Origin of the sequence: Longimicrobium sp., assembly GCA_036387335.1 — a bacterium.
Taxonomy (GTDB): domain Bacteria; phylum Gemmatimonadota; class Gemmatimonadetes; order Longimicrobiales; family Longimicrobiaceae; genus Longimicrobium.
On the sequence record DASVTZ010000241.1, the window covers coordinates 15,727 to 30,317 of the forward strand.

Annotated in this window: 9 protein-coding genes; 1 reads left to right on the forward strand and 8 read right to left on the reverse strand. The window is 71.6% G+C overall.

Annotation, left to right across the window (positions count from 1 at the left end):
• Window positions 1-155: 155 nt before the first annotated feature.
• The 8 genes from chrA to VF647_24710 all read right to left on the reverse strand — a co-directional run bounded on the left by chrA (window position 156) and on the right by VF647_24710 (window position 10,475).
• Window positions 156-1,307, reverse strand: coding sequence for a chromate efflux transporter (chrA, locus tag VF647_24675; protein ID HEX8455296.1), 1,152 nt, complete (start codon window positions 1,305-1,307; stop codon window positions 156-158).
• Window positions 1,308-1,548: 241 nt separating this feature from the next.
• On the reverse strand, window positions 1,549-2,976 hold the full coding sequence (locus VF647_24680) for a CopD family protein (protein HEX8455297.1): 1,428 nt from the start codon (window positions 2,974-2,976) through the stop codon (window positions 1,549-1,551).
• 108 nt (window positions 2,977-3,084) lie between these two features.
• Window positions 3,085-3,753 (reverse strand): hypothetical protein, encoded by a 669-nt coding sequence (locus VF647_24685; GenBank protein ID HEX8455298.1) that lies wholly within the window; start codon window positions 3,751-3,753, stop codon window positions 3,085-3,087.
• A gap of 47 nt (window positions 3,754-3,800) precedes the next feature.
• On the reverse strand, window positions 3,801-5,315 hold the full coding sequence (locus VF647_24690; GenBank protein ID HEX8455299.1) for a hypothetical protein: 1,515 nt from the start codon (window positions 5,313-5,315) through the stop codon (window positions 3,801-3,803).
• Between the two features lie 36 nt (window positions 5,316-5,351).
• Window positions 5,352-6,173 (reverse strand): hypothetical protein, encoded by an 822-nt coding sequence (locus VF647_24695; protein HEX8455300.1) that lies wholly within the window; start codon window positions 6,171-6,173, stop codon window positions 5,352-5,354.
• A 119-nt stretch (window positions 6,174-6,292) separates the two neighbouring features.
• Complete coding sequence (locus VF647_24700) at window positions 6,293-7,294, reverse strand: hypothetical protein (protein HEX8455301.1); 1,002 nt, start codon at window positions 7,292-7,294, stop codon at window positions 6,293-6,295.
• A 505-nt stretch (window positions 7,295-7,799) separates the two neighbouring features.
• Complete coding sequence (locus VF647_24705) at window positions 7,800-8,276, reverse strand: BlaI/MecI/CopY family transcriptional regulator (GenBank protein ID HEX8455302.1); 477 nt, start codon at window positions 8,274-8,276, stop codon at window positions 7,800-7,802.
• 72 nt (window positions 8,277-8,348) lie between these two features.
• Window positions 8,349-10,475: a TonB-dependent receptor gene (locus tag VF647_24710; protein ID HEX8455303.1), complete on the reverse strand. Its 2,127-nt coding sequence runs from the start codon at window positions 10,473-10,475 to the stop codon at window positions 8,349-8,351.
• A gap of 190 nt (window positions 10,476-10,665) precedes the next feature.
• On the opposite strand from VF647_24710, the gene VF647_24715 reads away from it, so the two are divergent.
• A complete protein-coding gene (locus VF647_24715) occupies window positions 10,666-14,118 on the forward strand; it encodes a PAS domain S-box protein (GenBank protein HEX8455304.1) in 3,453 nt (1,150 codons plus the stop codon).
• The last annotated feature ends 473 nt before the right edge of the window (window positions 14,119-14,591 follow it).

The window sequence follows — 14,591 nt, forward strand, 5'->3', positions numbered from 1 at the left end:
GTGAGCGCCAGAGCGCATCTCTTTCTCAGAACGCCTCATTCGATTCGCATGGGGTTGAGCGTAGGCACGACACAGAAACGGCCGGAGCACCGAGTGTGCCCGGCCGGGAATGCCGCCGTTCCATCCGCGCCTCCGTGTCACTGCCCCGGGCTTGCTTACATCGCACCAACCAGCATCGCCCGCGCCAGACCCACCGCGGCCCCGCCCAGCACCAGCCACGCGGAGTTGACGCGATAGCGGATCAGGAGCACCGCGCTCGCCAGCGCCAGCGCGATGGTCAGCGGGTCCACGAGAGCGGTGCGCGCAAGCTGGATCGTGACCACCGCCATCAGCGCCAGCGACGCGACGTTGACCCCATCGAGCGCGGCCCCCGCCGTCGGCGAGGAGCGGATTCGCCGCACCAGCGGCCCGCTCGCCGCCACGAAGACGAACGCGGGAAGAAAGATCGCGATCGTCGCCACCACCGCGCCGGGGACGCCGGCCAGGACGTACCCGATGAAGGTAGCCGTCGTGAAAACCGGCCCGGGCGTAACCTGGCCGATGGCGACCGCATCGAGAAGCTGGCGCTCCGTGAGCCATCCGAGCCGCTCCACGAGGTCCGCGCGCAGGAATGCGACGAGCACGTACCCGCTCCCGAACAGCACCGCGCCGATCTTGAGGAAAACGCCAAAGATCGCCCCCAGCGACGCCGGAGCCAGACTCGATCCGGCCACAGCTCCGGCCGGCCACACCAGCGCGACCCCCGCCGCGCGCACGCCATCCGATGCGGCACGCTTCCCGACCGCGCACACGACGGCCGCCATCCCCAGCACGAGCAGCTCGTTCACCCCCAGGCCGAACAGGAGCGCGGCCCCCGCCCCGACGACCCAGAGCGCGCGGCTCTTGAGCGCCGTACGCCCGAGCCCCGCGACCGCCTGGAGGATCACGGCGATGACCACGGGCTTGATGCCGTACAGCAACCCGGCCGCCTGCGGCAGCGTCCCGAAGCGCACGTACGCCCACCCCAGCGCCCCGACGATGATCGCCGCCGGAACGATGAAGGCCGCCCCCGCCACCGCGAGGCCGGCCCATCCACGGCGCTCGCGCCCCACGTGCATCGCCAGCTCGGTGGAGTTCGGGCCGGGAATCAGGTTCGTCGCGCCGAGGTAGTCGAGGAAGTCCTCGCGCGTGAGCCACCCGCGCCGCCTTACAACCTCATCCTCCATCATCGCCACGTGCGCCGCCGGCCCGCCGAACGCCGTCGTGCCGAGCTTCACGAAGAGCAGCGCGAGCTCGGCCAGCGAGGTTCGGGGCGTGGGAGCCGGCATCATCGGGGGAGTGGCGAGTGAACTCGCTGCAACAACAGCACAAAGTCCGCCTTCGCGGACTCGGGTTCGGATGCCCCCGCGCTCGAGACGGCTTCAGCCGTCTTCGCGTAGTTCCAGCCGGGGGATTCATCCCCCGGTGTTCAGCGCCGGCACCCGCGCGCCCCCCGCCCGCCAAACCTCGCCCCTCGAAACCTGCGAAGGCAGGTTTCCCGCGGTTGTTGCAGCGGTTTCAACCGCCGGATCACAACCCCGCCGGTGCCGCCGTCGCCACCAGGACGGCGGTGGCGAGCAGCACCAGCACGCCCGCCGCGATCTCTACCGTCGCGGAGCGGCGCAGGCGGACAGCGCCGGCCTGGTCGCCGAGGGCGGGCCGGAGACGGCGCCAGTTGTACGCGCCCGTGCCGAAGACGGTCGTGAGGAGCGCCAGCTTGATCAGGAGCGTTCGGCCGTAGTCCGTCTGCCAGAGCGCCGAGGGAGCGCCCACGTGGAGCCAGGTGGCGAACAACCCGGTGACGGTGAGCGCCCCCGCGCAGACGAGTGCCACTGGAGAGAACGCATGCACAAGGGCGGCGACGGCGGGGCCGCGCTCCTCGGTCGGCAGGCGCATGGCGGCGGGGACGCCCGCAGCCACCAGCAGGAACAGCCCGCCGACCCATCCGCCCGCCCCCAGCACGTGCACCGCATCGGCCACGATCGCGAGGCCGCTGAGGCGCGGGACCGCCGAGGCGTGTCCGGACAGAGCGGGCGCGACGGCGAGCGCCAGTCCCCCCAGCGCCGCCAGCGTCCATCCCACCCTGCTCCGCCGCGCCGCGACGAACCCCGCCAGCGCGATGACCGTCCCCACCGCCTGGATGATCCACCCCCAGCCCCACGTGGTGCGCGCCAGCATCGTCGTGACGAGGCCGGCATCGACCGCGCCCGCGGGACCGTGCATCGCGTACGACTGCGCGTACAGGCGCAGCACCGCCGCCAGCGCGACGAGCGCCGCAGAGGCGAGCCCGATGCCGGCCGCGCGCGCCGCCGCGGGTGCCTTCAGCGCAGTTGCGCCCAAACGCGAGGCGGCGGGGAGCACCACCAGGCGCAACGCGAGCGCCCCGAGCACACCGAGCAGCCCGATGTACGTGAGCCAGCGCACCACCACGTACAGCGGCGACTCCGCGTCGAAGCCGGGGCCGCTGGGGAAGGTGGCGGCGTTGTGATGCGTCTCGTCCGGGTGCGGCGCGGGGGCGGGCTGTTCGGCGGGTGGCAGGCTGGGCGGCGGCGCGAGCCCCACGGCGCCGGGCGCGATCACGAACGAATACCTGCCTCGCACCGGATGCCCGTCCGCGCCCGCGATCTGCCAGGCGACGGTGTACTCGCCCGCCTGGAGCGCACCGCCGATGGCGGCCACGAGCACGCGCGGCGAGTCGGCGGCGAGGGCGAGCGTGCCCAGCCGGATCTCCGCGCTGTCCGGCCCGATGAGCTGGATGCGCGCGACCGCCAACTCGACGTTCTCGTTGAACGCGAGCCGGATCTCGCGCGGGACCGTGCCCAGGTGCGCGCCCTTTGCGGGCTGCGCGCGCCGCAACGCGCCGTGCGCGAAGGCGAGCTCAGGGACGGCGAGCGCCAGGAGGAGCAGGGCGGCGCGGAACAGCCATCGTCGCCAGCAAGCGTGTTTGGCCGGGGCCATGCTTCGGCGGTGTTCGAGGTGGGTCATGGGGTGCGTCGATCGGGGAATACTACTCGGCGGGTGCCCGGTGCGTCGAGGGGGTGCCGGGCGCCGGCACCCCCTCGCGGTTCAGGGCTGCTTCGTGACGACGCGCCGCACCCCGGGATCTTCCCACGCTTCGCGGAGCGCCGGATCGTCGCGGATCTCCTGCTGGACCGCCGGGTCGCGCACCAGCTCGCCGACCAGCGTCAGCAGCTTGTCGGTCGCGCGATCCTCCGCCGGCCGCGTGGAGGCTGCAGTGCTGTGGCCCATCGCCGCATGGTTCGTGCTCGCTGAGGCCGTTTCGGTGCCCGTCGCGGTGGCGTGGTCCACGGCGGAGTGGCTCGACTCAGCTGGGCGGTTCGCGTTGCGTCTCGCGCCACTGTGCTGAGTGTGGTCCGTCGTACCCGCGGCGGCGCGTCCGGAACGCGCGTGCGAGCCCGAGTGGCTTGCCGACTCGGCCGCGGTGTGGCCCATGCGCGAGTGATCCATCGCCTGCGCGCCGCTCGTAGCTGCGTGCGCCTGCCCGCCCGCCGCGCCGTGATCCATCCCCTCGTGCGCGGCCGCACCGTGCTGCATGCCGGCGTGGGCCGAACCCGTATCGACCGAGGTCCCGTCGACAGTTATCGCGTGCATGTCGTGGCCAGCCGCGGCGGGCGCGGGCGCGGCGACGGTATCACGCGCCGGTTTGGCCGCTTGGTCATCGCCCGTCGACCCCGAGCACGCCGTGAGCGCGAGCGCCGCGATGGCGATGCTCAACTTTCCGTAGATCCAACGACTCCTCGGACCGTCCCAGCGACGCCCGCTCAATGTTTGTGCTCCGGCGTAGCGGGAGCGGGCCGCGTTCCCTGATGGCGGCGAAGATCGGCCAGGCGGCGCTGGACCTCCGGGTCGCTCCACAGCCGGTGGAGCCACGGGTCCGAGTGCACCCGCGCCTGGACCTCGGGATCGGAGAGGAGGCGCACCGCGAAGTCGATCGCCTGGGCGCTGTCCGACGCCTCGGCCGCGCCGCGGCTCGTGGGGCCATGCGTCTGCTGAACCATCCGTCGCAGTGCGGAGTCGGCCTCGACACGCTGGCGGATGACCGGGTCGGCCATCATGCGCTCGTGCAGCTCCGCCATCTGCGCGTTGGGGGATGCGGGGGCGCCCTGCGCGGGCTGCATCCCGGGCATGGCGGAGTGCTCCATCGACTGCGCCTGGCCGGCTGCCGGCTGAGCGTCCCCGTGCGCGGCGTGGCCCGTCTGGCCCGCCGCGCCATGGCTCATCCCCGCGTGCGCCATGACGGCGCCGCGCGGCAGCGTGGGCGCGGGGAAGTCGGGGAGGAAGCCGACCGCGGGCCCGCCCATGTTCTGGATGCCCATCATCGTCCCCATCTCGCGCCACTCCTGCACCGTCATCAGGAAGGAGGTGGCGTCGCGGTAGCGCGCGGCGGCGCGCAGGATCTCCTCGCGCTTCTTCTCGCGCGGCACCCGGGACGATGCCAGGATGTCGGAGATGACGTCGTGCATCCCGTGCAGGTTGTCGAAGACGATCGCCGCCTCCGGGTAGCGCGCCGCGAAGGTGGGGGCGATGGCGGCCGTCATCGGCATCACGCGCGGCATGTGCTCCGGCGCGTTCTCCAGCATCTGGCGGAAGCGCGCCACCGTCGCCGTCACGCCCGCCTGCCGCGCCTCGGGCGAACGTCCCGTCATCAGCGGCTCGTAGAGGCCCACCTGGAGCCAGTGGTAGCCCCAGATCAGCCCGTTGAACTTCGGATACCCCTCGCGGAACGCGGTCGCGTAGTACTGCCCCTCCATCAGCTCCATCGACTTGGGCAGGGAGCTGAAGGCGAGGTCCGGGCGCGACTTGTAGTAGCGCATCACCGCCGCCACCTCGCGATCCTTTTCCGCCTGGCTCAGCCGCTCGTCTCCCAGGATGTCGTAGATCTGGCGATGGAGGATGTGCGCCCACTCGAACATCATCTTGGCTTCGGGCGCGAGCTTGGCGTACTCCACCTCGATCGCGGCCTCCTCCACCGGAAGCCGCGGCGGGGCCACCAGGAGCTTGCGCGTGATGTAGTCGAATTCCTTCACCTCCAGCTCGCTGGCGGGCGCGCCGGGGCGCGTCAGCAGCTGCTCGTACAGGATGGCGTGCCCGTAGTCGAAGGCGTTGAAGAGCCGGTCCGCGCCCGGATAGTTGCGGCGGAAGACCCAGTTGTGGCTCGCCGGCATGTAGAACTGCTCGTGCACCCGCGCCCACTGCGCGTGCGCCGGCCCGGCCACCATCCCCATCGCCAGCGCCGCGGCGCCCAGCATGCGACGGGCGCGACATCCTCTATCCATCAAGATCCTCCGATCGTATCGACTCAACAAAGCCACTCAACGCCCCGGCAGCAGCGTGCGCAGGGCGAATGCATGCGCCACGCCCACGCTGAAGCTCCACCCCTGCTCCTCGCCCGCGAAGCGCCGGCCGATGCCCAGGTCCACGTTGAACTGCGGGCTCGTCTGGTAGCGGAGCCCCGCCTCCGCCGTCCAGCTCAGACTCTCGTCACGGTCCAGCGCCCGCTCCGCGAACAGGTCCGCCGTCACCAGGATCGAGCGGATGGGAAAGGTGCGGTCCACCGCGATTCCCGCCATCCACCGCGACGCCTCGCCCACCTCCTCGCCTTCACCGGCATCCGGCCCGAGCGTGTACTCCGCGTTCGCGTGGAAGCGCGCGCGCGAAAAGGTGCGCGTGGCGATCCCTTTGAGCGTGGGATACGCCCGGTCGGGACCCAGCCCGCCGACGGGGAGCAGCACATCCGCCGCGATGGCCAGCGCGGGGAGCGTTCGCGACTCGTTGTTCAGGTTGTAGAGCGCGGAGAGCTCGATCCCCGCGAGCCCCGACGCGTTCCTGGCCGCCCCTGCATCGACGTGCGCCAGCGGAAACGCCAGCTCGAACTGCGTACGCGGAAGCACGCCCCACGCCACCTCCGGCGCGACCTCCCAGCTGTATACGCCCCCGCCCGTGCGCTCCAGCCGCAGAGGCGCGATCTGCAGCTCGAACGCGTGCCGCTCCACCGGATACGCATCCTCCACCCGTACAGGGCGCCCCTTATCCGTGTTGTAATAATCCGTCTGCGCCGCCGCCGGCCCCCCGAGCGCCGCCGCCAGCGCCGCCCCCACCCCGATCCTGTACCCTGCACTCACCTTATCGATCATCAGCCGCATATCCTCCACGTCAATCCTGGCCAGTTTGCATCCCGACACGCCCTCACACGAACGATGCTTTTACAGAGGATAAAACGCACTCGCAAGATTCGCCCCGTGCTGCACGAGACTCACGGCGCCGTGGTCAGGAACCGGCTGCTCATCCACCCGATTCGATCCGTGAGCACGGGAGAATCGGGCTCGTCTCTGATCTGTGCCTCGGCGGGAGGCGTCCGGCCGTCCATCCTGACGAACCACCAGACTCGCCCGGTTGCGTCCCTCCGCTCCGCGTACGCGGTGCCACGTGCGCCCCTGGTGTACACCGCCATCGCGTTCCCACGGTCACCCCAGTTGGGCCATACGTCCGTGGTATCGATCCTTGGTGCCGCGCGCAGCAGGTAACCGTCCTGCGTCACGGTGAACCGCCGTCCAGAGCCCGTGAACTGCTTCGGGACGTCGAGCTCCTGCCTCCCCAGCACGGTCCGGTAATGCTCGTATCCCACCTTGCCACCGGTGAGAACCGGCCGATAAAAGGATACGGACCATAGCTCTTCGCTGCAGCAGCCCACGTGCTCGATGAGAAGAGAAGGTGGGTCGCCCGGCCGAGCCCTCCAGAGCCGCAAGATGGAACCGTGGTGCTCCATCACCTCGACCGCCCGTCCCCCGATCACCTGGTACATCTTGAGGCGCGTTCCCTCCATGCCGGCGACCTGCCCCTCAGTGTTGATCTCGAACCACGCACCGTCGTAGATCACGTCCGCCACCCCGTCGCCGCTGAAGTCGACGAAGTGGAAGTCCTCGGCGCGCTCACCCGCCGGGTCGTATCCGTCCTCGACCCGCCCGGTGATGGTGTCGTTGCGGTTCGGTGTGATGCCCAGTTCCCGGAGGCGTGCGAAGCGGTCCGCGGGCGGCTTCGTCTCCCACCCCTCCCACCGCATGCGCCCCAGGTTGAGGTACTGCCGCGGGTCGGCGACCTCGGGCGGATCGGCATCCCTGGACGCCGCGACCGGCGCTGCGGAGTCATGAGCAGGCGCGACGGTGCCGGCTTTGACGTCGGAAGGCCGTTTCGCCGCGTCATTGCAGGCGAACATCGAAACCGTACCGGCCAGCAGCAGCATCCGCTGAAAGCTCATTTCTCCGATCCTCCGATCGAATGTACCCGGCCCAATCCACGAGACCGCCTCCAGCCGGAGCCGGCCCGGGGACAGCGCGCCACGGCGAAGCTCTCGTAACGCGTAGTAGATCCTTCGCTCCGCGCCAGAGATACGCGCACGGACGAGATCCGCGAGGCGCGTCACTCAGGATGACAAAGTGAAGGGAATGCGCATTTGTGTCGAGACGGCTTCAGCCGTCTTCGCGTAGTTCCAGCCGGGGGCTTTAGCCCCCGGCGTCGCGGCGGCGGCCGCGCCCCGTCCCCGGCGGCGGCGCCCCGTCCCTCGCCCCCCGGCATTGCGGCCGCGGCCGCGCCCCGTCCCTCGCCCCCGGCGTCGCGGCGGCGGCCGCGCCCCGTCTCCCGGCCGCGGCGCCCGGCCCCGTCTCCCGGCGCCCGGCCCCCGGCGTGCATCGTCATGCGATACATCTAAATGCGATACGTCGCCTGACGCTATATCCGTCGGCGGTATATCTAATTGTGATCTGTCATCCGGCCATGCGAGCCACATCTGCGCCGGCGGTTTCGGCCAGGCGGCGCTGGATGAGGCGGGCCAGCTCGGCGAGCTGTTCGGGGTGCTGGTCGGCCAGGACGTCGACGAACGAGGCGGTCACTGCTTCGGGGCCGAACGACAGGATGCCTTCCATCAGCCGGCGCGACGCCTGGGCGCGGAACTCGGCTTCGGTGAGGCAGGCGTCGTAGTGGAGGAGCTCGTCGCGCTTGGCGCGGCGGAGGAGACCCTTCTCCACCAGCTTGTTGAGCACGGTGATGACGGTGTGGATCGTCACGCTGTGCTCGCGCGCGATCCGTTCGTGCACCGCGCGCGCGGGCACCGGCCGCCCGATGTCCCAGACGGCCTGCATCACCCGCGCTTCGAGGTCGCCCAGCACCTTGGCCAGCCCCTTGGCGGAGAGGCGCACCGTGTCGTGGATGCGGAGCGATTCCGGTGTGTCGCCGTGGATCATCACGCGCCTCGCGGGGAAGGGGCCGGTGACGGCCGCCTCTATGATACGCGGCGTTTTATCCAGCGTAAAGGACTACAGATCCAGCCGCACCCCCGCGTTGATGACCCGCCCCTCCAGCGGCGCCCACACGTCCGTCGTCCAGCGTCCCTCGGCGGAGCGCGCGGGAAGCACGAGCGGGTCGAAACGCGTCTGCCGCACGTCCAGCAGGTTCTCCAGGTTGATGAAGGCGCGCGCGTGGCCGATGCGGCGCTCGGCGAGGAGCCCGAGGACCAGGTAGGGACGGCTCTCGGTGCGGAACGGGTTGTCCTCCAGCGCCTGGCGGCCCGTGTAGTAGAACTCGACGCCAACTCGCCCTGCATCTTCCGATTCCCACATCCCGACCAAGCCTACGGCGTGGCGCGGCGTGAGGGGCACCTGGCGGCGGCCGGGGCCGTCGGGGTCGTCCTCGCGCGAGCGGATGAAGGTGTGCGTGCCCGTCACGTGAAAGGGCCCCTGGTGCCAGCGCACGAGCAGCTCGCTCCCGTGCGTGCGCGTGGGGCCCGCCGCGTTCACCAACTCCAGCATCCCGGGCACGGCGCTCTCCACGAGTTGCAGCGCGTTCTGCGTGCGCGACCCGAAGACCGTCGCGTTCACCTCCACCGGCCCGATGCTGCGTCCCACGTCCAGCGACGCGGTGAGGGCGCGCTCCGCCTCAAGACCGTCCAGCGGGCGGACGCGCGAGAGGCCAATGGACTCGGTCTCCTCGGTGAAGGGCGTAGGCGCGAAGTAGCCGGTGCCCACCGAGCCGCGCACCGTCCACCCGGCCGGGCGCAGCAGGAGCGAGAGGCGCGGGTTGAGGAAGGCGCCGTACTCGCTGTGCCAATCGGCGCGCCCCGCAAGCGACAGCGTGATCCACTCCGCGGGCGCGAACTCCTCCTGCGCGAAAAGCGACGGCGTGACGTACGTGTAGTCGAAGCCGCTCACGTCGCGCGCGCGGTAGCCCTCCGCCTGGAGCGCGGCGCCCACGACCCACGTGTGCCCGCCGCCGGTGCCGGAGTACGCGGCCTCGGCGAAGCCGGTGGAGTGCAGGTCGTCCTCGCGCACGTCGCCGAAGCCGTGGGCGTGGCTCTGCGCCATCGCCGATGCGCGCACCGCCAGGAGCCGGTCGCCCATGAGGATGCGGCCCACGGCGCCTACGTCGCCGCGCCGCGTCTCCAGCGTCTCGGGGAAGTCGCCCGCGGGCACACGGCCGCCGCCCTCGCGGTCCTCCGCCGTCGCGCCGGCGGTGATGAAGACGTTCCGCCCCGCGCCGTCGTCCCAGAAGAGGCGCGGGCGCAGGACGGCGCGCCGGTAGCCGGGCATGTCCGTCCAGCGGTCGCCGTCCACGTCGGCCTCGGCCTGGCGGTGGACGCTGGCGAGCAGGGAGTAGCCCCAGCGCTCCGTCAGCGGCGCCGCGGCGAAGCCCACGACGTCCGTGCCGTTGCGCGTGGTCTGGTTGAGGAGGAGCTCGCGCGCGGCCTCCTCGCCGGGGCGGCGCGAGACCAGGTTCACCACGCCGCCCAGCGCCGACGAGCCGTACAGGGCCGATGCCGCGCCCTTGATGACCTCCACCTGCCCCAGGTCCATCGGCGGGATCTGGAGGAGGCCAAGCGCGCCGGACTGCCCGCCGTACAGCGGAAGCCCGTCGGAGAGGATCTGCGTGTAGCGGCCGCTCAGCCCCTGCACGCGCACGCTCGCGCCGCCGAGCGACGGGCTGGTGGTCTGCACGCGGAGCCCGGAGGTCTCGTTGAGCATCATGGAGATGTCGCCGGGCGTCATCAGCATCTTCTCTTCGACCTCCTCGCGCGTGAGCACCTCCACGCGCGTGGGCTCGTCCTCGATGCGCTGCCCCGTGCGCGTGGAAGTCACCACGATCTCCTCCAGCTCCTCCGCCGCTTCCGCCAGCGCGACGGCCACCGTGGTGTCGGCGCGCAGGCGCAGAGTGAGACGCCGCGGCGCGAAGCCCAGCTTGGACACCGCGATCGTCCGCTCGCCCGGCACCAGGCGGAGGGTGGCGGTGCCCTCCGCGTCGGTGCGCACCGTGACCGCCTCCGCGCGCACCGTTGCACCCGCGGCAGGCGCATCCCCGGCCCTCACCAGGACGGTGACGCGGACGGTATCCTGCGCGGCGAGGCAGGAGGGTAGGATGAGCAGGAGAAGCAGGAGCGTGAATCGGCGCATGGTCCGGATTCGGGAGTGAAACAGCAATCTCACACAGAGACGCGGAGACGACAGCAAAGACACAGAGCGAGCCACAACGTTCCTCTTTCCGTTTCCCGTGTGGTTCCGTGTGAGGCCAAAGCGGTGCTGGCGCGGCACTTGCGCCGGGGACGCGCCTCCGAGCACGCGGCTCAACGGGTGTGGCTGGACCATGACACATACGCTGCAAGAAATCCTTCACGATCCCCGCCGCCTGGCCGCGGTCCGCCGCGTCGCGCTCGCCGACGCGGCGGCGGAGACGGCGTTCGACCGGCTGTCCAGCCTGGTGACGCGCATCCTGCGCGTGCCCGTGGCGCTGGTGACGCTGGTGGAGGAGGACCGGCAGCTTCTCAAGGGGTGCGTCGGCCTCCCCGAGCCATGGGCGTCCCAGCGCGAGACCCCGCTCTCGCACTCCTTCTGCCAGTACACGCTGGGGATGCGGGAGGCCCTCGTGGTGGAGGACGCGCGCCTCGACCCGCGCGTCGCCGACAACCTCGCCATCCCGGCGCTTTCCGTCATCGCGTACGCCGGCATCCCGCTGATCACCTCGCAGGGGCACGCGCTGGGAGCGCTCTGCGCCATCGACAACCGGCCGCGCAGCTGGAGCCAGGAGGAGATCGGCATCCTGCGCGACCTGGCCGCATCGGCCGTCACCGAGATCGAGCTGCGCGAGGCGGCGTACGAGATCGAGCAGGAGCAGCGGCGCCGCTCGTCGCTCCTGGAATCGACCGACGAAGGGATCTTCGGGATGGACGGCGAGGGGCGCTGCACCTTCCTCAACCGCGCGGGCGCCGAGATGCTGGGCTACACGCCCCGCGAGGTGCTGGGTGCGAGGATGCACGCCCTCATCCACCACACCCGCGCCGACGGCACGCCGTACCCGCCGCACCACTGTCCCGTGACGCGGACGCTGCGCACCGGGCGGGCCGTGCGCATCGACGAGGACACGCTCTGGCGCAAGGACGGCACGCCGCTCCCCGTGTCGTACTCGTCGTTCCCGGTGCGCGAGGGCGATGCAGTGGCCGGCGCGGTGGTGACGTTCATCGACCTCACGCAGCGCATGCGCACCGAGGCCGAGCTGCGCCTGCGCGAGCGCGCCATCGAGGCGATCTCGGAGGGGATCTTCATCACCGATCCCAACCTCCCGGACAACCCCATCATCTACGCCAACCGCGGCGCCGAGCGCCTCACCGGCTACCCCGCCGCGGAGATGATCGGCCGCAACTGCCGCTTCCTGCAGGGCCCCGACACGGACCGCGGCGAGGTCGCACGCCTGCACGAGGCGATCGAGCGACGGGAGCCGTGCGCGGTGGAGTTCATCAACTACCGCAAGGACGGCACGACCTACTGGAACGCCCTCTCCGTGAGCCCGGTGCACGACCCGGCCGGGCGGCTGACGCACTTCGTGGGGGTGCAAAAGGACGTCACGGAGCGCAAGCGCATCGAGGTGGAGCTGCGCGACCGCGAGGAGCGCTACCGGCTGGTGTCGCGCGCCACCAACGACGTGATCTGGGACTGGGACATGACCACGGGCGAGCTCCAGTGGAACGAGGCCGTGGCGAGCACCTTCGGCTACCCGGCCGGCACCATGCCCTCGCGGGTTGAATGGTGGTACGAGCAGATCCACCCCGACGACCGCGACCGCGTGGTGCGCGACATCCACGCCGCCATCGACCGGGGCGAGGAGGCGTGGACGGCCGAGTACCGCTTCCGCAGGCGCGACGGCGAATACGCGTCGGTGCTGGACCGCGGCGTCATCGCGCGGCTGCCGGGCGGGCGCGCCCTGCGCATGATCGGCTCGATGATGGACGTGACGGAGGACCGCTGGCGCGCGGAGACGCAGCAGTTCCTGGCGGAGGCGAGCCGCGCGCTGGGCGCCTCGCTGGACCATGGGACGGCGTTGCGCGCGGTGTGCGACCTGGCCGTGCCCCGCATGGCCGACTTCTGCGCGGTGTACCTGGCGCAGGGCGAAGACGCGGAGCTGGAGGTGCTGGCGCGCCACGTGGACCACGAAGCCGAGGTGGTGCTGCGGGAGCACCGCGTGCCCACCGGCGGCAGCCCGCCCCTCCTGGCGATGCGCGGACGCGAGACGGTCCACGACCCCGAGGTCTCCCCGCGCAACGCCGCGCCGGTGGCGTGCACCTCGTCCGTGGCCGTGCCGCTGATCGCGCGCGGGCAGACGCTGGGCGCGCTCTGGGTAGGGACCTGCGAGTCGCGGCGACGCTTCACCCTGGCGGACGTGGCGACGTTCGAGGACCTGGCGGGGCGCATCGCCGTGGCGGTGGACAATGCCGCGCTCTTCGCCGCGGAGCAGAGGGCGCGCACGGAGGCCGAGATCGCCAGCCAGGCCAAGTCCGACTTCGTGGCCGCCATGAGCCACGAGCTGCGCACCCCGCTCAACGCAACGCTGGGCTACGGCGAGCTGATGGAGATGGGCGTCGTCGGGCCCGTGACGGACTCGCAGCGCGAGTACCTGGCCCGCATCCGGGCCAGCAACCAGCACCTGCTGGGGCTGATCGAAGACGTCCTGGACTTCTCCAAGGTCGAGGCCGGGCGCATGACGGTGGTGCGCGAGCGGGGCGACGCCGCGGGGGTGGTGGAGAACGCGCTGGCGCTGGTGGAGCCGCAGGCGCGCGCCAAGGAGATCCGCATCGCCAACCGCCTCGCCCCGGGCCGCGAGTACCCGTACGTGGGGGACGAGGACCGGGTGCGGCAGGTGCTCGTGAACCTCCTCTCCAACGCCGTGAAGTTCACCGACTCCGGCGGCGAGATCGTCGTGGAGGTGGACGTCGTCTCCGAAGCGGACCCCGAGGCGCACCCCGCCGGGCGCGGCCCATGGACGTGCATCCGCGTGCACGACAACGGCATCGGCATCGCGCCGGAGAAGCTGGAGGCCGTCTTCCAGCCCTTCGTGCAGGCGGAGACCGGGCACACGCGCACGGCGGGGGGCACGGGGCTGGGCCTCACCATCAGCCGCGAGTTCGCGCGCCTGATGGGCGGCGACCTCTCCCTGCGCAGCGTTCCCGGGGAGGGCTCCTGCTTCACCCTCTGGCTCGCGACCCCCGCCGCGGCCGCGGAGCCGGAAGCGGTCGCCAGCGTCGCGCGGGTGGGAGAGCTGCTGCAGGGCGCGCTGGACTCGCTGATGGCCGGCTGCGTGGCCCGCATGCGCGCCGACCCCGCCATACCTGAGGCGCGCGAGCTGGCGCGGGTGGACCTGGAGGACCACACGGCCGCCTTCCTTGCCGCGCTGGCCCAGGCCCTGGTGATCCTCGACGAGGCGGGCGAGAGCGACGCCGAGAGCCACCTCCTCCGCGACGGCGCCGACTTCCGGCACATGGTCTCCGCGCGCCACGGAGCCCAGCGCGCGCGCCTCGGCTGGACGGAGCACGCCCTGCGCCGCGAGTACGAGATCCTTACCGAGGAGATCCGCGCCCTGGTCCGCCGCGGCGTCCCCCCCGAGGCCGCCCGCGCCACCGGTGCCCTGGACGCCGTCACGAATCTCCTGGCGCAGGCCGAAGCGAGCAGCCTCGCCGGCTTCCACGGCCGTGCCGGCGGCGGATCGCCCGCCCGCCCCCCCGGCGCCCCCGACCGCCGCACCATACAGCGCGTGCGGCGGGTGCAGTAGGCCCCACCCCCAGCGTCGCTCCGCGACGCATCCCCCTCCCCCAAAACTGCCTGGGGGAGGGGGGAAGGGCCCGGAAGGGCCCCCTCCCCCGGCTCGTCCTCGCGGCCCCTCCCCCAAACCGCGGGGGAGGGGCGTACGCATCCATCCCTGCGCGTGGCGCCAATCTCGTGGGGGCGCGCTTCATCGCGCCCGTGCCCGCGGCTCCACCGTCCGCCGCGCACACCGATGGCTCGTAGGGGCTGCCCCACGTGGCTGCCCGTGCCACGCCATGCGACGGTCCCCGCCTCCAGGAGCGAATAAATTCGCCGCTGGACACACGCGAAGTCCGCCTTCGCGCAATGCCGTTTACCTAAGCACCTCAAGGGTCCGCATCACCGTCCGGGAGCAGTCACTCCGCTTCCGGACGGGATAGCGGCTCTGCTTTCGTTTGACCCCACGATTCACCTGCCGGCTCCGGCGCTCTCCGACGTCCT

Coding starts and splice junctions, on each gene's coding strand:
- VF647_24700 (HEX8455301.1), bottom strand. CDS start 7,294: ATGAGCTTTCAGCGGATGCTGCTGCTGGCCGGTACGGTTTCGATGTTC.
- VF647_24690 (HEX8455299.1), bottom strand. CDS start 5,315: ATGGATAGAGGATGTCGCGCCCGTCGCATGCTGGGCGCCGCGGCGCTG.
- chrA (HEX8455296.1), bottom strand. CDS start 1,307: ATGCCGGCTCCCACGCCCCGAACCTCGCTGGCCGAGCTCGCGCTGCTC.
- VF647_24705 (HEX8455302.1), bottom strand. CDS start 8,276: ATGATCCACGGCGACACACCGGAATCGCTCCGCATCCACGACACGGTG.
- VF647_24680 (HEX8455297.1), bottom strand. CDS start 2,976: ATGGCCCCGGCCAAACACGCTTGCTGGCGACGATGGCTGTTCCGCGCC.
- VF647_24695 (HEX8455300.1), bottom strand. CDS start 6,173: ATGATCGATAAGGTGAGTGCAGGGTACAGGATCGGGGTGGGGGCGGCG.
- VF647_24715 (HEX8455304.1), top strand. CDS start 10,666: ATGACACATACGCTGCAAGAAATCCTTCACGATCCCCGCCGCCTGGCC.
- VF647_24710 (HEX8455303.1), bottom strand. CDS start 10,475: ATGCGCCGATTCACGCTCCTGCTTCTCCTGCTCATCCTACCCTCCTGC.